We start from the raw sequence: 16,426 nt of genomic DNA, 5'->3' as shown, positions 1-16,426 counted from the left end.
ATAAAAATGGAAATGAAAGTTGTCTATAAGATGCTTTAAAGTATATTTTTAAGGCTTGGGAACTGACCCCAGCTCTTTTTTTTTGCAGCAAATTGTTTTAAAATTAAAATGGAGGTGTTAAATTTGGCTATAGCACAGGCAACAATTGTACCAATTGGAACAGGATCTACAAGTGTGAGCAAATATGTGGCTGATTGTCATAAAATACTTCAGGATGAGAAGCGTATCAAATATGAACTTACACCTATGGCGACAGTATTTGAGGGAGATCTGGACGTTATTTTGGAGGTTATAAGAAAAATGCATGAAGTTCCTTTCCAAAATGGTGCCAAGAGAGTAATTACTTCTATAAGCATAGATGACAGAAGAGACAAAGACGCATCTATGAGTCAGAAGCTCAACTCGGTAAAAGAAAAACTGTAGTATATGAATCGGTGGTTTCAGATAGACTGCCGATTCATATATTTTGTCTTTACACTGATTATATGGAATGTTATAATAATCATTTATAGATATAAGAAAGGACGATAGAAAATTCTATGAAACTATTTAAAAAATTTTTGTACTATTATAAGCCTTATAAGGGCCTTTTTTATGCGGACTTATTTTGTGCACTTGTAGTATCATTGGTGGATCTGGCATTTCCTCTGATTTTAGGGTATCTTTCAACAACTATATTCTTGAAGGACAAATCAGTTATACTGCATTCTCTAATTTATATCGGTATAATTTTATTTCTCATTTATATAATAAAATATTTTTGTCAGTATTTTATTGCTTCTTGGGGACATATAATGGGAGCGAGAATGGAAAACAATATGAGAAAGGATCTGTTTTATCACCTGCAAAAGATGTCCTTTTCCTATTATGATGAGAACAATACAGGACAGATGATGTCTATAATTGTTTCAGACCTGTTTGATATATCAGAACTTGCCCATCATGGTCCGGAAAATGTGTTTATATCTGCAGTTAAAATAATAGGTTCCTTCTTGATACTCATGTTTATAAATCCACAGATGACTTTCATACTTCTTGTGGTAACTGTGATGATGGTTGTGTTTTCATTTTATCAGAACAAAAAAATGCAGAGAATATTTTTTGACAACAGAAAAAAGATGGGTAATATAAATTCTTCTGTTCAGGACAGCCTTCTGGGAATAAGAATTGTGAAATCTTTTGCAAATGAGGATATTGAAAGGAAAAAATTTGATAAAAACAACAATGCATACAGGATCTCAAGAGAAAAAAGCTATAAGGCAATGGGAAAATTTATGGCCGGAAATGCATTTTTCGAGGGACTTCTATATGTAGTAGTAATTGTTACAGGTGGATTTTTTATAGCAAATGGTTCACTGCACATATCGGATCTTGCAGTCTATGCACTATACATAAATATATTTATAAATCCTATAGACATACTTATAAATTTTGCAGAGCAGTTTCAGAAAGGATTTGCTGGTTTTAAGAGGTTTATGAACATAATAGGTACCAAACCTGAAATAGTTAACAAAAAAGATGCAGTTGAACTCAAAAATGTAAAAGGTGATATAGAATATAAAAATGTTTCATTTAGCTATACTGATGAAAAAAAGGTACTTGACAATGTAAATATAAAGATAGAGGCGGGGAGGAAAATTGCGTTTGTCGGACCGTCCGGGGGAGGCAAGACAACCTTGTGTTCGCTGCTCCCGAGATTTTATGATGTTTCATCTGGTTCTGTAATGATAGATGGCATTGATGTGAGAGATGTTACTCTTGAGTCTCTCAGAAATTCCATTGGAATAGTACAGCAGGATGTATATCTTTTTTCCGGAACATTGAGGGACAATATAAAATATGGAAAGCCTGACGCCTCGGAGGAAGATGTGATAATAGCGGCCAAGGAAGCAAATATACATGACTATATAATGAGTCTTGACAACGGTTATGATACTTATGTAGGAGAAAGAGGAGTCAAGCTCTCGGGAGGACAGAAACAGAGAATTTCCATAGCAAGGGTATTTCTTGAAAACCCGCCTATACTGATCCTGGATGAGGCAACATCGGCACTGGATAATGAAAGTGAGAACTTCATACAAAAGTCCCTTGAAAAGCTTGCAAAAAACAGGACTACCATAGTTATTGCCCACAGGCTCAGTACTATAAGAAATGCAGATGAAATAATAGTTATTGACGATGAGGGTATAAAAGAGAGAGGGAGCCACAAGGAACTTCTCCAAAAAGGCGGACTTTATTCTCACTACTACAATATGCAGTTCGAGGGTCTGGATATAAGGGAATAGAGAATTTTGCTGCGAATGTACAGCAGTAACCTTCTATTCTTACTACTATCACAAGTTCATAAATTTAATATTAACCTGCATTTAATATATTTTTAATATTGTAAGCATTTTGAGTTAGCCCCTCGGATGCTTGCTTTGTTTTTTTGCCTAGTCTATTCAGATATTTGAGTATATTCATTCTCTTATTGTATTCTCTGCTTCAATTGCATTGTAGTCCATTTTACAAAAGTATTCATGGGCTATTTGAAAAATTTAATAAAAAGCACCCTGAAATCAATTTTAATATTCGTAAATAATTACAGAAGAATTTATTGTTCGATATGAAGATTACATAGAATCAATGGGGTGATGGTTTTGAATGATTATATTTTGGGCATAATATTCTCAATTGGGTATATATCACGGGGAAGATTGATTTTTAAGAATAAAAATAAATATTTTCTTGAGCAAATACAAAGAATTTGTGGAAATAATATATATAAACAAAAAGATAAGAACAATGTGCAATATGTATTGAGTACAAAATATTTTAATATAGAAAAATTAAAGGATATAGGCTGGAGCAGCAGAAATTCTGATATCCGGCAATTGCCTAGATTAAAACAGTATGGTGATTTCCTGAGAGCGTATATAGAATTGCACAGCAGATTTGACTACTGTACTAGATATAAAAATAAGCAGAAAAAGATAAAATACAAATCCCTGCGCTTGAGGATATACGGCAATAAAATATTAATTAGAGAGATAAATAAAATATTGAATATGGATGCAGGTACTACGTTGAAATCTCCTCAAAATGAAAAAAATAATAAGACTTCCTGTATTTCCTATACTTCCATAAATGAAATAAAATCCATATTCAGGTACATAGAAGAAAACCCATGCTTTGATAGCTTTTGGAAGGAAATTGAAAATAAATTGATAATGCCTGTTATAGTGTGAAGGCCTTAATTCAAGAGCAATGCACAAGATAAAAAATAGCACGTTTTAGTTTATTTAATAAGTGATGACCTTTAATAAGCATCCGTTATTCAGGATGCTTATTTTGTGTGAAGAATGCTTTACAAGAACATAAGTTCTATGGTAATATAAACTAAATGAGGAGGCGAAATACAGTGGATGTGTTTGACAAGTTGAAAATTCTAACTGATGCAGCAAAATATGATGTAGCCTGTACTTCAAGTGGAGTGGACAGAAAGCCGGGAAAAGGGGGAATAGGAAGTTCCAAGGCTTGCGGCATATGCCACAGTTTTGCTTCAGATGGAAGGTGTATTTCACTTCTAAAGGTTCTTATGACAAATGTGTGTGCATATGATTGCAGATATTGTGTCAACAGAAGGTCAAATGACGTTGCAAGAGCTTCCTTTACTCCCCGTGAGCTTGCAGATCTCACAATTAATTTTTATCGCAGGAATTATATTGAAGGACTTTTCCTCAGTTCGGGCGTAATTGAGAGTCCTGACTATACCTGTGAAATAATGCTTGAAGTTCTGCGGATACTTAGGGATGAGTATAGATTTTTTGGATATATACATACAAAGGCAATTCCTGGAGCTGACAATATTCTCATAGAAAGACTGGGAATGTTTTCTGACAGAATGAGCGTAAATATAGAATTGCCCTCACAGAGCAGTCTGAAACTTCTGGCACCGGATAAATCGAAACATTCCATACTTGGTCCAATGGGGTATATCAAGGATAGAATAGGTGAAAATTCAATTGAGCGGACAAAGTATTGTCATTCACCCAGATTTGTACCTGCGGGTCAGAGTACACAGATGATTGTAGGTGCTACTCCTGATACGGATTTTCAGATACTCACCCTGTCTGAAAATCTCTATAAAAAGTACAAATTGAAAAGAATCTTTTTTTCTTCATATGTACCTGTTTCTCAAAATCCAATTGTGACATGTCCGGACAGAGGAACACTTCTATTGAGAGAGCATAGGCTTTATCAGGCTGATTGGCTAATGAGATATTATAAATTCAAGGCAGCTGAAATTCTGGATGATAATCATCGGAGCTTCAACCCTTACATAGACCCCAAGTGCAACTGGGCACTGAGTCATATGGATTATTTTCCGATAGATGTAAACCATGCGTCCTACGAAGAGCTTCTGAGAGTTCCGGGAATTGGAGTAAGAAGTGCAAAGAGAATTGTGTATGTGCGAAGGAATACCATTCTTGATTTTTACATGCTCAAAAAGCTTGGAATAGTACTTAAAAGGGCACAGTATTTTATAATCTGCAATGGGAAAACAATTGACAATCTTAAAACTGACCGTAATTCGGTGTTGCAATCATTGATGTCCAAAAGTGAAGCCCGCAGATATTATAAAAATCTGAATTCAGGACCTGATTTTGAACAGCTGTCATTTTTCAATGAACTGTCACTGGTATAGGAGGAGTGAATATATGATTAAAAGATCAGATGTCATCTATGAATATGATGGAAGCTTTGAAGGGCTCATGTGTTGTGTATTTGAAAGCTATTATAGGAGAGAAATTCCGCTTGATATAATGCCGCATTTTAAAGTACAGACAACTTTTCTTCCCTCCATAAAAGTTACGACAGATTCAATCAAATCTGGAAGAGTAATTAAATCTATACCCAGGAAAATGGGAAATCAGACTCTGAACTTTGTGAAGTATGCATTTTTAAGCTGTGTTTCTCAAAAAGAATTATATATACTGCTATTTTTGAGAAAGGGATATTATTATGGCCCTCCAGTTATGACCATGCTTGCAGACGATGTGGTAAACAGGCTTTTTAAAGCAGTGAAGTATTTGAAAAATGAAAGTCACCTTATAGAAGGATTCTTGAGGTTTTCTGTTTTCAACGATGGACTTGCAGCACAGATAGAGCCTGAGAATTGTGTTCTGCCTATTATTGGAAGCCACTTCTGCAGAAGATATCCCGGAGAGTACTTTTTGATTTATGATAGGACCTATGATATTGTGTTTGTTCATGATTCCTGTGAACATTCAATTGTTCCGGCTGAAAATTTCACTATGCCAGAACCTGATGAAGAGGAAATACATTTCAGGGAACTGTGGAAGCTTTTTTATAATACCATCGGAATACAAGAACGGAGAAATCCAAAGTGCCGTATGAGCAACATGCCGAAGCGATATTGGAAATATATGACTGAATTTTTATGACAGGACCTGCCCGCTATGTTCCAAAAAGTATTAAAGATGATAAAACAATACATCGATATATATAAATAAATTAACTTATTGGATTAGGGGGCTTTTTTATGAAAAGTATAAGGAATAAAATAACTTTTTCCGTACTGGGATTAACTGTAGTGCTATTGCTGTGTTCATTGATTGGAAGTTATTTTATAGCTAAAACTGCACTTGTAAAAGAGTATGAAGAAAAGATGACGGAATCATCTCAGAAGTACTCTGAAATTATAAACAGCTGGTTGGAAAAACAGACTGCTGAGTTTACAAATATTGTAGACAATATGCATGATAACAATATTGTCGGTGATGATAATAAGTCACTTGCTTATTTGAAAAGAAAGCTTAAAGCAAATCCAGATATTTCAGATTTGTATATTGGTTCCGAGGACAGACCATTTATTGATGGGGCTAACTGGACACCTCCAGAAGACTATGATGTTAAGATGAGGGCTTGGTACAAAAATGCAATTGCGTCAAATGGACTTATTTATGCACCTTACTATGATATGGCAACGAAAAAAATGGTTGTTTCCATATCAATGCCTCTTGTTAAAGATGGAAAAATCATAGGGGTAATATCGGAAGATATGAAAATGGATGCAATAACAAATGTAATAGAAAAGGCTAAAGTAGCTAAAAACGGTTATGGCTATTTACTGGATGATAAAAATAATGTACTTGTACATCCTTATAAAGATTTAAAACCGTCAAATGATAAACTGAAAAATATAAATACATTCATGAAGGGAAAATACAAACAAACTGGAATTGGCAACGGCCATGTGTACAATATACAGGATTATGATGGAACGGAAAGATATTTTGTATCCTCAAAAGTGAAAATGTCAAACTGGACTGTAGGATTTGCAGTACCTAAAAGTGAATTCTCAAAATCCCTGTACTCATTGATAATTCTGAATTTTATCATACTTGCAGCCTGTATAACGGCAGCTGCAGCTGTCTCCAAATATCTTGGAAAAATGATATCACAGCCTATAGGTAATATACGATATGTAATAGAGCAGATGGGAAAGCTTAATCTTAAATATGATGGGGATAAATTGAACAGTGTAATAAGAAATAAGGATGAACTTGGAGCTATAGCAGGAGATTTAAAATTACTTTCCAATATACTTGTTGAAGTATTTTCTGATCTAAAGAATAGTTCCCGTGATATACTTGATCATTCGATCAATATAGGAAATGAATTGAATGAAACTTCAAAATCCGTGACAGAAGTTTCAAGAACTACGGATGAAATGGCAAAGGGTTCGGTGACCCAGTCAGGTGAGGCAAACAAATGTACAGAAGAATTGAACAATTTATCCTTGAAAATAAAGGATATATCTGATATGTCAGTTGAAGTGAGGGAACATTTCCATTCCACGAGAAATATAAGTGAAGACGGCATAAAATCAATAAAGATACTGAATCAAAAACTTGAAGACAGCAGCAGAGCTTCCGAAGATGTATCAGAGAGCATGGAAAGCCTTACGGAAGAATCCAAATCAATAGGTGAAATAGTTGGAACAATACAATCTGTATCTGAACAGACAAATCTCCTGGCATTAAATGCTGCAATTGAGGCTGCAAGGGCTGGAGAAGCAGGAAAGGGATTTTCCGTAGCAGCCGATCAGGTAAGGGTACTTTCAGAACAGACAGGACAAGCTGTAGGCAGAATTTCATCCATAATAAAGGAAATACAGGATGAAATAGAAAAAGCCAGGTTAAGTGTTTTAAATTCCACAAGTGCCAATGATGAAGCAAACAAGAGTATGAAACAGTCAAATGAATCCTTCTCCATGATTGAAAAGCATATGGTGGAAATGCTGTCGAACATAGATCTGCTGGCTGCTAAGATCGATGAGGTAGACAAAAGCAGGAATTCAGCCGTCAAATCCATAGAGAATATATCGGCTATTTCCCAGGAAGCATCTGCAGGAAGTGAGGAACTGGCAGCTTCTGTGGAAGAACAAAATAATTCCATAGAAAATATAAATGAAAATATGAAAAAATTGAAGGACATATCTGATAAACTAAATGAATATGTTGACAGGGTGACTATTTCATAAGATTTTGTGAATATAACATGGTTCTGCATATGCGGCCTTGAAACTGACTTATTGGCAGTTGTTAAAAATAGGGAAAGGAAACGGGAGTAGTTCCCGCTTCCTTTCCCTGATTTTAATTTGACTGAAAATAATTTCCAGGATAGATAAAGTTGTCTTTCACCTTTTTTACTTTCACTATATTTTCATAGCAGGATATGATGGGTATTCTAAGACCATATGCTCTGATCTCGTATTTTCTGTAAATCTGCATGCCTCCGTATATATCATCGGAATTGAATTTAAATTCAACTATGCTGTTGATATTTTTGAACGTTCTTACGCTTCCATCGTCCATCTGGGTATATATCATATACATATTTTCCTCATTTTGTTTATTTATCTGTTTGTTTGATACAGTAATGGTATAGGTGTGTCTTATAAAGTGTGGAAATAAGGCAGTTGTTACAAGTATACAGATAAAGATAACTATAAGTGAGCGAATTCTGATTCTTCTTCTTTTCATATAATCCCCTTGAACTAATAAAACTTGCTATATTTATTATTACTCTTTTTGCAGCCGTATTAGTATAAAATGGGATTATTTTTCAACAGATTTTATATCATTGCTTCTGTCTGTGACTTTCAACTTGTAAAAATTCTCATTTTCAGGAAGTTCCATTCTAAAGCAGGAGCACTTTTGTATGCGGATATCTGCATCTTTTATTGACAATTCACATATATGACCGCCAAATTTTTTATCGCTGCTTATAAAATGAAAATGATATCCAGGTACATTGAGACCTTCTACATAAGAGGGGCACCTGAATCCCACTATATGGCCCTCGATATTTCTGTATTCAAAAGTAGGCTGGTTTTTAACGGCATCCGACATTACTTTGTAGGGCATTTCCTGTTTTACCACAGTTCTGGTTTTGACATGGTTGAAGCTTCCCTTCATATAAAGGGCATAGAATATATTTTTACTTTCAATGAGATTGTCAAGCTTTTCCTTTATACTCTCATAACAAAGGCAATTTTTGATGTTGTGCAGATTATAGTTTTCAAATTCAGTAATTACGGCAAATGGAACAGATACATTTTCCAAACATGTATATATGCTTCCATCAGGCCTTGTCCTGTAAAAAATACCGTTTAACAGGGTCAGCTCTCCATCAAGACCTTTAAAAGTTCCTATTCCAAAATTACCTTTCTGGAGAAGTTTGCTCAAAGAAACACATCCGTCGTATAATCCTGAAACCAGGGCATTTATGGTAGACATCTGGTATATATGATTTGGAACCCTCAACTCATCATCCATTCACTATCACCTCAAAAACAATTATAGCATATTTCATAAAAATTTCGGATTGGAATAAATAATTTAATGATAATTTTGATAGAATAATATATTAGAAGAATATAGTTTGGAGATGAGAAAAATTAGCGGATATTTTGTAAAAAATTCAGTTGGATTATTGAAGAAGGTATTGATGTGTCCTCCAGCATATGCAGTTTCAAAAAAGATGATAAATGGAAGGGAGATTCAGATAGATAATAACCTGTGTGCACGGGAGCATGCTGAACTTGTGAATGCATACAGGTCAAACGGTGTTGAAGTTGTACTTATGACCCCGGATGAAAAACTCAAGGATCAGGTGTTTTCAAGGGACTTTGGAGCATGTATAAAAGAGGGATACATACTGGGCGGCTTTAAGCATGATGGACGTAAGGGAGAGACAACAGCTTATGAGAAGAAAATGGGCAATATGGGTATTCCATGCATAGCAAGATGCAGCATAGGCATTTTTGAAGGTGGAGATTTCTGGATGCTGGATGAAAATACCATAGCAATAGGAGTGCTTGAAAGAACTGATGAAACTGGTGTGGATGAAATAAGAAGGCAGATAGAGAAATATGGATACAGTGTAATATCAGTTCCAAGCCCGGAAAAATGTCTCCATCTGGACATGTGCTTCAACATGATTTCGGAGAAGCTTGCCGTAGCATGCAGGGAGGTTTTGCCGGACAGTTTCCTTAAAATATTGAAGGATAGAAATTTTCAGATAATAGATGTGGATAGGAGTGGGCTGCTCAAGTGCTGCTGCAATCTTCAAGCTCTTGGAAATGACAGGGTGGTATCTTTTAAAAATAATAAAAAAGTCAATGATGAGCTCAGGGCAAATGGAATTGATGTGATAGAAGTTGATATAAATGAGATGTTCAAGCATGGCGGCGGCATACACTGCATGACGTTCCCACTAAGCAGATAATTATTTAAAGAGGATTGACCACGATTTTTGAGAGGCAATCCTCTTTGCTGTTATTTTCTAAGATCAGCTAAAAGTTTAGTCTTGTCCTTTGTCTTGCTGTCTACAACCTTTATTACTTTTGCAGGAGAACCTGCAGCAACCACATTTTCAGGTATATCATCCACTACTACGGAGCCTGCTGCGATTACGGAGCCTTTACCGATTTTTACCCCTTCAAGTATGACTGAATTTGCACCTATCAGCACTTCATCTCCTATTATGCACGGAGATTTGCTTGGTGGTTCCAGTACACCTGCTACAACTGCTCCGGCACCTAGATGAACGTTATTGCCGAGCTTTCCTCTTGCACCTACCACGGCATTCATATCGACCATGGTACCATCACCTATTTCAGCACCTATATTCACTACGGCACCCATCATTACTACGGCACCTTTTCCTATTTTTACTTTATCTCTTATTATTGCACCTGGTTCTATTCGCGCATCTATATTTCTTAGGTCTATAAGGGGAATGGCAGAATTGCGCCTGTCATACTCCAGCTTGAACTGTTTGATTTTGTCCTCGTTTTCTTTCAGAAAATTTGCTATTTCATCACTCTCACCGAAAATAATATGAAAATCAGATCCGCTGTAATCTTCCATATTGCCTAAATCGCATCCAGACAAGTCCCCTTTTAGATATACCTTAACCGGAGTAGATTTCTTGGATTCTTTTATGTATCTTGCAATTTCGTAGGGGTTTGTTAAGTCATAATTTTCTTCCATATTAAAATCATCCTTTCTTGACTTATTGAAACAAATTATAACATATAAAACTTTTAAAATCCAACCATTTTAAGTAACAAAACCCATTATAAAAAAATACCCTGATAATGTATAGTCTTATAAAAATAATAAAAATTCATATAGAATTAGACGGAGGTTGTGTACATGTATTGTATTGATGCTGGAAGCATTTATTGCCCATGCCATCTTGCAGAGACACTGGACTGCATATTGTGCTCTCAGCTTTCTGGAGGGCATTTTTGCCAATGCAAGAACTGGTGTGGAGTATGTATATATGAAAAATATATATCCAATGGAAACAGGCCGAACAACTTAAGAAAAACCTACAGCTGTCTTATAGAAGAGAAAGAAGTTATTGAAGAGGATCTTTATTCCTTTGTCATAGATGCACCTGAAAATTTGGTCAGAGAACTTATATATCCTGGAAGTTTTGTATTCTTGAGAAAAAATGGAGATCCAATCTACTATGATGTACCACTGTCCATAATGGAAGCAGACAAGAAGGAGAAGACATTAAAAGTCATGATAAAGACTGCTGGAACCAAAACAAAGAGTCTATTAAGGCTTAACAAAGGCGATTATGTGCTTGTCAGGGGACCATTTTCAAATGGGATAATGGGACTTTCAAATATATACAAGGCAAAAAACGGGGTTTCCATAGTTGCAGCAAGAGGTATAGGCATAGTACCTTCCATTCATGTCATGAAAGAACTGCATTCAAACAACAACAGAGTCATATCCATTGTGGATACACAGTTTAAAAACAATTTTGGAGAAAAGTATTTCAAAGAGTACAGCTCTGAAACTATATACTGCGATATGCTTGAAGATGGAAAGCTAACGGAGAATTTCAGGTCCATATTGGAGAAAATCATATCAGAAAATGCCATAAATATAATTCACTGTGGAGGACCTGATATATTGACCTACAATATTCTTGAATTTGCAGATGATACGATAAGATTTTCATGCTGCAACAATGCCAAAATGAGCTGCGGCGAGGGAATATGTGCAAGTTGTACAAAGCATTATGAAAATGATGTTGTTAAAAGATTGTGCAAGGTTCAAATAGACCCAAGAGATTTATTCAAAGATAGAAGATTGTTTTAAGGAGGCATTTCATTTTATGAAAATAGTAGTTATAGGTTCAGGATGGTCTGGCTGTGCAGCAGCACTTACTGCTAAAAAAGCCGGCGCAGATGTTGTCATCTATGAAAAAACCGATATGGTGCTTGGACTCGGAAATGTAGGGGGAATAATGAGGAACAACGGCAGATATACCGCAGCAGAAGAAATTCAAGCCTTGGGTGCCGGGGATTTGATAAATATTACGGATAGTCTTACAAGACATAGGAATATTGATTTCCCGGGACATGCACATGCATGGCTATATGATGTAAATAAAATAGAACCTGTAGTCAGAAAATATCTCCTTGACAGCGGAATAAAACTAAATTTGATTTCAAGAGTTGTCGATGTCAGGATGGATGGAAACAGGATAAGTGGAATATATACTTCAGCTGGGGATTATGAAGAAGGGGATGTATTTGTTGAAACCACGGGTTCTACAGGACCAATGGGAAATTGCATAAAGTATGGAAATGGATGTTCCATGTGTGTACTTAGATGTCCATCCTTTGGACCGAGGATAAGCATAAGCAAGTGCGCCGGGGTGGAGGACCTTCACGGAGAAAGGCTTGATGGAAATTATGGAGCTTTCAGCGGTTCCTGTAAACTGGCAAAGGAGACAATTGCCGTGGATATCCTGAGTGAACTTGAAGAAAAAGGGGTTGTAGTTCTTAAGGTGCCGAAAGAAGATGTCAATATGGATAAGTTGAAGGCAAAGGTATGCCAGCAGTATGCACTGAAGGAATTTGCAGAAAATGTAGTCCTTCTTGATACCGGACATGTAAAACTTATGACATCCTATTACCCACTTGAAAAATTGAGGAAAATACATGGACTTGAGAGTGCGAAATTTATAGACCCGTATTCTGGCGGCAAGGGGAATTCCATAAGATACTTGTCTGTTGCTCCTGTGTACAATGATTTGAGAGTAAAGGGAGTAAAAAATCTTTTCTGCGGTGGAGAAAAGAGCGGATTGTTTGTAGGGCATACTGAGGCTATATGCACTGGATCACTTGCCGGGCACAATGCAGTGAGATATGGCTTGAAGAAGCCGACTGTAATATTGCCTACAGATACGATCATAGGCGATATAATAAATTATGCAAACAGTAAAATACGTACTGAGGATGGCAGAAAGAACAGATATACATTTGCCGGCTCGGAATATTTCAGCAGGATGAAAGAAAGAGGACTGTACTCCATAGATAAGGATGAAATAAGATCAAGAATAAAAAGGCTTGGACTCTTGAATATATTCAACGTGAATTTGGTAAGTTAGAATAAAAGCCACTCTTTCCCAACAATAATTTTAGACAATTAATTTATAATTATTGTCAGGAAAGAGTGATTTTGCTGTGTACTTCAGCAGACAGAAATGGATAGACAAGTTAAACATAGTATAACTGATATAAAAAAATAAGATAATTGTTTTTCACCAGATTATCCTAATTGCATTACGATTAAATTTTCTATATTTTATAATTATTTTCAATAAACCTGATCAGCTGCATTCTACTGTTGACACCAAGTTTGGTAAATATGTTGTAGACATGCTTTTTTACAGTGGAAATACTGATACACAATGCTTTGCCAATCTCATTGTTGCTGGAACCTTTTATGAGCAGTTTTAATATTTCGTTCTCACGATTGGATAAATTATATCTTTTAAAATTAGCTGATTTTAAACTCTTTCTCCCGTCATTAGCCTTACTGCTTAAACTAATGGAAGCCAGAATATTATTTAAATGATCTTTTATTATTTCAAGAATACTCAGTTCCCTTTGTGTTATATCCCCCAATTCTTTTGAACGGAAAAGGTTGAGTAATCCTAGTATCTTATTTTCTTTTACAAATAAAATGCCTCCACCATAAGGAATATTTTGTGGAAGTAGAAATCCTTGATAAAATTCGGTTTTTTCTCTTAAGTCATCTGCTATAATATCAGTATCCTTGAAAGTTATAGGCTGCGTGAAATTGAATATGTAACTTACATAATCTATATTGTAAAAATAGTTAATATATCTATTTATATTTTCTTCAGTTACGTTATAAAAAGAGGATTTTTCGTAATCAATTGATTGTTTTTCATTAAATAAAATAAAATATGCCTTGGAGTATGGGATAATAGCACGAATCAGGCTTAAAAATTCATTTGCTATATCCTTAATATCATCCAGTGAATATATTTCTAAAAGTATATTGTTGATTACGTGCCAATCATGTTCACTGATATTGGACATTATCTTACCTCCCTTAAAGTGAAATCAAGAAAAATTGTATATTAATATTTTATTATGTTAACATACATGACTATAAAAGTCAAAAATAGATGTAAAAAATGTGATGGATGAGTAGAACTTTAGTGCTAGAAGTTCTATTTTTTTATTAAAAAAATCAACATTTAGGATAATTGTCACCAAATTTTCTTTGTGTTAAAATTTCATCATTATTAATATTAAAATAATAAAAAATCACAACAAAACAGCATAAATTATTAATAAATTGTTTTATTTCGACATAAATGAAAAGAGAGAAAGGTGGAAATGACATATGCAGAGAATATGGTCTAAAACTTTAAAACCCGGTGAAAAGTGGTCGGGCAATATAGGAAGAGGAAGATACATACACTTTAAGGCATTAAAATCGGGTGCCAATGTATCAATGCTTATGTACAACATGAGAGATACTTCAGAAAGATATAACATGCCGGATACTCTAAAGGCACAATTTACATCTCATCTTACTAAAGGCAATGTTCTAATGAGTGACAATGGCAGAGTGCTTGCCAGCATAACCGAGGACAGTCTTGGATGGCACGACAGCATATCAGGTTATAGTACAAGAAAGATGACAGATGAAAAGTACGGCAACAGCAAGTATCAGGATGTGCGCAATGAATGGTTTAGAAGTGGAGAGGAAAATTTCGCAGTGGAACTTGTGAGAAACAATATGAATGTCAGGGATCTGGTACCATGTGTAAATCTCTTTTCAAAGGTTTATTGTGAAGGTGATGGAAGCATGCATTATGATGAGAAGCACTGCAGTGAAGGTGCGACTGTTACTCTTCGTACGGAAATGGACATAATATTGATTTTATCAAATACGCCAAACCCTTTAGACGAGCGTACCGAATATCCGGCTGTTCCAGTTTCCGTTGAAATATATGATGCACCACCTGTGGATTTGAACGATGAATGTGTAAATTACAGGCCGGAAAATTACCGCGCATTTGAAAATACGTGGGATTATTACAATTTAATGGGGTATTAAATCAAACAAATTGATTTAAACAGGGAAGGAGATAAATATGAACGGTTTTATAAGAAAAGAAAGTGATTTAAAAATAGAAGATGCAGTATATGATGAAACATTACTGGCTGGAGACGGATGGATGCATGAGCTGAGAAAGGGCCAGACATTTAGAATTGTGGATCTTGGTGGAAATCAGGCAGTGGATACGACTTTCTATGATATTCATAATCCACAGGATCATTATGGAGCAATATCGACCATAATAGGACAGAAAAATATATATTTGACAACGGGAAGTATTTTGAGAACGGAATCTGGAAAACCAATATTGAAGATTGTTGCAGATATCTGTGGAAGGCATGATACTCTTGGGGGTGCCTGCTCTTCCCAGAGCAATACTGTGAGATATGCAAGAGAAAAAGATTATATGCATAACTGTCGTGACAGTTTTATGCTTCAACTTGCAAATAAGGATGAATTCTATATGAAAAGAGATCTGGCACCAAATATCAACTTTTTTATGAATGTTCCGGTTACTAAAGAAGGCGGCTTGAAGTTTGACGACGGGGTTTCCGCACCGGGTTGTTACGTAGAACTGGAAGCTCTGGAGGATGTCATGGTTCTAATAAGCAATTGTCCTCAGTTGAACAACCCCTGTAATGCATATAATCCTACGCCGGTTAGATTAGTCATATGGGACAAGAAAAATTAAGGAGGGAATTAAATGAATATAATATGGAATAAAACCCTTGCTCCGGGGGACCGCTGGTCAGGTAATATTTGTAAGGAGAGACTTATTAAGTTTACTGCTTTGGGGGAAGGAGCAAATCTGGCCGTACTGATGTATAATTTCAGAAATTTGTCGGAACATTATAATGCACCAGACACTATAAAGGCACAGCACTCATTTTTCTTAAAAAAAGGACATGCAATTATAAGTGACTGTGGAAGGGCACTTGCAAGCATTGTGGAAGATGATTTGGATGGACATGATACGGTAACTGGTTATACTACCAGAGTTATGACAGATGAAAAATACGGTGTTACAAGTTACCAGAAGGACGGAAATAAATATTTAAAGTCAGGTCAGGAAAACTTTATTAATGAATTAACTAAAAATGGAATGAGCAAGAGGGATTTGATGCCTCCAGTCAACTTCTTTTCCAAAGTCGATGCTGATCAAAGAGGAAATTTGATTTTTATAAAAGATTATTGCCCTAAAGAAGCTTCTGTAACCATTCGTACGGAAATGGATGTATACATAGTTCTTTCAAATACTCCAAATCCACTGGATGAGAAAAGAGAATATCCATCAGTACCGATTAAAATTGAAATATTAGAAGCTCCTCCTGTAGATGGATTGGATTATTGTGTGAATTATTCAAAGTATACAAGACGTGCTTTTGAAAACACCTGGGAATATAATACCTTGCTGGGAATTTAGTAAAGAGGGGAGAATA

At 35.5% G+C, this 16,426-nt stretch carries 16 protein-coding genes; 12 read left to right on the top strand and 4 right to left on the bottom strand.

Annotated features, from left to right (window positions below):
* Positions 1-123: 123 nt before the first annotated feature.
* The 6 genes from LKE46_RS11465 (at position 124) to LKE46_RS11440 (ending at position 7,549) form a co-directional block, all read left to right on the top strand.
* Positions 124-423, top strand: a complete 300-nt coding sequence (locus LKE46_RS11465) for an MTH1187 family thiamine-binding protein (protein WP_291722184.1) — start codon at positions 124-126, stop codon at positions 421-423.
* A 116-nt stretch (positions 424-539) separates the two neighbouring features.
* Positions 540-2,285, top strand: coding sequence for an ABC transporter ATP-binding protein (locus LKE46_RS11460; protein ID WP_291722182.1), 1,746 nt, complete (start codon positions 540-542; stop codon positions 2,283-2,285).
* Positions 2,286-2,639: 354 nt separating this feature from the next.
* Positions 2,640-3,227, top strand: coding sequence for a hypothetical protein (locus LKE46_RS11455; protein ID WP_291722179.1), 588 nt, complete (start codon positions 2,640-2,642; stop codon positions 3,225-3,227).
* 173 nt (positions 3,228-3,400) lie between these two features.
* Positions 3,401-4,687: a putative DNA modification/repair radical SAM protein gene (locus LKE46_RS11450; protein WP_291722176.1), complete on the top strand. Its 1,287-nt coding sequence runs from the start codon at positions 3,401-3,403 to the stop codon at positions 4,685-4,687.
* A gap of 13 nt (positions 4,688-4,700) precedes the next feature.
* On the top strand, positions 4,701-5,447 hold the full coding sequence (locus LKE46_RS11445) for a TIGR03915 family putative DNA repair protein (RefSeq protein WP_291722174.1): 747 nt from the start codon (positions 4,701-4,703) through the stop codon (positions 5,445-5,447).
* A gap of 98 nt (positions 5,448-5,545) precedes the next feature.
* Positions 5,546-7,549 (top strand): methyl-accepting chemotaxis protein, encoded by a 2,004-nt coding sequence (locus LKE46_RS11440; RefSeq protein ID WP_291722171.1) that lies wholly within the window; start codon positions 5,546-5,548, stop codon positions 7,547-7,549.
* A gap of 112 nt (positions 7,550-7,661) precedes the next feature.
* Here LKE46_RS11440 and LKE46_RS11435 read toward each other — a convergent pair whose 3' ends face one another.
* Together LKE46_RS11435 and budA are read right to left on the bottom strand one after the other, a co-directional pair.
* Complete coding sequence (locus tag LKE46_RS11435; RefSeq protein WP_291722168.1) at positions 7,662-8,051, bottom strand: DUF1523 family protein; 390 nt, start codon at positions 8,049-8,051, stop codon at positions 7,662-7,664.
* 75 nt (positions 8,052-8,126) lie between these two features.
* A complete protein-coding gene (gene budA / locus LKE46_RS11430; RefSeq protein WP_291722164.1) occupies positions 8,127-8,846 on the bottom strand; it encodes an acetolactate decarboxylase in 720 nt (239 codons plus the stop codon).
* A gap of 112 nt (positions 8,847-8,958) precedes the next feature.
* Between budA and LKE46_RS11425 the strand changes: the two genes are divergently transcribed.
* The gene (locus tag LKE46_RS11425; RefSeq protein ID WP_291725669.1) at positions 8,959-9,798 is read left to right on the top strand and encodes a dimethylarginine dimethylaminohydrolase family protein; all 840 of its coding nucleotides are present in this window, start codon (positions 8,959-8,961) and stop codon (positions 9,796-9,798) included.
* A gap of 50 nt (positions 9,799-9,848) precedes the next feature.
* Here the strand turns inward: LKE46_RS11425 and dapD are convergent, their stop codons facing one another.
* Positions 9,849-10,565 carry a 2,3,4,5-tetrahydropyridine-2,6-dicarboxylate N-acetyltransferase gene (gene dapD, locus LKE46_RS11420; RefSeq protein WP_291722161.1) on the bottom strand — a complete coding sequence of 239 codons (717 nt, stop codon included), beginning with the start codon at positions 10,563-10,565 and terminating at the stop codon, positions 9,849-9,851.
* A 165-nt stretch (positions 10,566-10,730) separates the two neighbouring features.
* On the opposite strand from dapD, the gene LKE46_RS11415 reads away from it, so the two are divergent.
* Entirely contained in the window at positions 10,731-11,696 is a 966-nt protein-coding gene (locus tag LKE46_RS11415; RefSeq protein ID WP_291722158.1) for a sulfide/dihydroorotate dehydrogenase-like FAD/NAD-binding protein, read from the top strand.
* Positions 11,697-11,712: 16 nt separating this feature from the next.
* Complete coding sequence (locus LKE46_RS11410) at positions 11,713-12,993, top strand: FAD-dependent oxidoreductase (protein ID WP_291722155.1); 1,281 nt, start codon at positions 11,713-11,715, stop codon at positions 12,991-12,993.
* A 190-nt stretch (positions 12,994-13,183) separates the two neighbouring features.
* Here LKE46_RS11410 and LKE46_RS11405 read toward each other — a convergent pair whose 3' ends face one another.
* Positions 13,184-13,954, bottom strand: a complete 771-nt coding sequence (locus LKE46_RS11405) for a response regulator transcription factor (protein ID WP_291722152.1) — start codon at positions 13,952-13,954, stop codon at positions 13,184-13,186.
* A gap of 310 nt (positions 13,955-14,264) precedes the next feature.
* Between LKE46_RS11405 and LKE46_RS11400 the strand changes: the two genes are divergently transcribed.
* Genes LKE46_RS11400 through LKE46_RS11390 form a run of 3 tightly spaced genes read left to right on the top strand, consistent with a single transcriptional unit; the run spans position 14,265 to position 16,410 of the window.
* Positions 14,265-14,984: an urea amidolyase associated protein UAAP1 gene (locus LKE46_RS11400; RefSeq protein WP_291722149.1), complete on the top strand. Its 720-nt coding sequence runs from the start codon at positions 14,265-14,267 to the stop codon at positions 14,982-14,984.
* Positions 14,985-15,021: 37 nt separating this feature from the next.
* Entirely contained in the window at positions 15,022-15,678 is a 657-nt protein-coding gene (locus tag LKE46_RS11395) for an urea amidolyase associated protein UAAP2 (protein WP_291722146.1), read from the top strand.
* Between the two features lie 12 nt (positions 15,679-15,690).
* Positions 15,691-16,410: an urea amidolyase associated protein UAAP1 gene (locus tag LKE46_RS11390; RefSeq protein WP_291722143.1), complete on the top strand. Its 720-nt coding sequence runs from the start codon at positions 15,691-15,693 to the stop codon at positions 16,408-16,410.
* Positions 16,411-16,426: the final 16 nt, after the last annotated feature.

It is taken from the genome of Clostridium sp., from assembly GCF_022482905.1.
Lineage (GTDB): Bacteria > Bacillota > Clostridia > Clostridiales > Clostridiaceae > Clostridium_B.
The sequence above is the reverse complement of the archived record's forward strand: the minus strand, read 5'-3'. Positions and strand labels throughout refer to the sequence as shown.

Bases quoted from the DNA above. Each gene is read 5' to 3' on its own strand.
- LKE46_RS11460 (WP_291722182.1), top strand. From the start codon at position 540: ATGAAACTATTTAAAAAATTTTTGTACTATTATAAGCCTTATAAGGGC.
- LKE46_RS11445 (WP_291722174.1), top strand. From the start codon at position 4,701: ATGATTAAAAGATCAGATGTCATCTATGAATATGATGGAAGCTTTGAA.
- LKE46_RS11440 (WP_291722171.1), top strand. From the start codon at position 5,546: ATGAAAAGTATAAGGAATAAAATAACTTTTTCCGTACTGGGATTAACT.
- LKE46_RS11435 (WP_291722168.1), bottom strand. From the start codon at position 8,051: ATGAAAAGAAGAAGAATCAGAATTCGCTCACTTATAGTTATCTTTATC.
- budA (WP_291722164.1), bottom strand. From the start codon at position 8,846: ATGGATGATGAGTTGAGGGTTCCAAATCATATATACCAGATGTCTACC.
- LKE46_RS11425 (WP_291725669.1), top strand. From the start codon at position 8,959: ATGAGAAAAATTAGCGGATATTTTGTAAAAAATTCAGTTGGATTATTG.
- dapD (WP_291722161.1), bottom strand. From the start codon at position 10,565: ATGGAAGAAAATTATGACTTAACAAACCCCTACGAAATTGCAAGATAC.
- LKE46_RS11415 (WP_291722158.1), top strand. From the start codon at position 10,731: ATGTATTGTATTGATGCTGGAAGCATTTATTGCCCATGCCATCTTGCA.
- LKE46_RS11410 (WP_291722155.1), top strand. From the start codon at position 11,713: ATGAAAATAGTAGTTATAGGTTCAGGATGGTCTGGCTGTGCAGCAGCA.
- LKE46_RS11405 (WP_291722152.1), bottom strand. From the start codon at position 13,954: ATGTCCAATATCAGTGAACATGATTGGCACGTAATCAACAATATACTT.
- LKE46_RS11400 (WP_291722149.1), top strand. From the start codon at position 14,265: ATGCAGAGAATATGGTCTAAAACTTTAAAACCCGGTGAAAAGTGGTCG.
- LKE46_RS11395 (WP_291722146.1), top strand. From the start codon at position 15,022: ATGAACGGTTTTATAAGAAAAGAAAGTGATTTAAAAATAGAAGATGCA.
- LKE46_RS11390 (WP_291722143.1), top strand. From the start codon at position 15,691: ATGAATATAATATGGAATAAAACCCTTGCTCCGGGGGACCGCTGGTCA.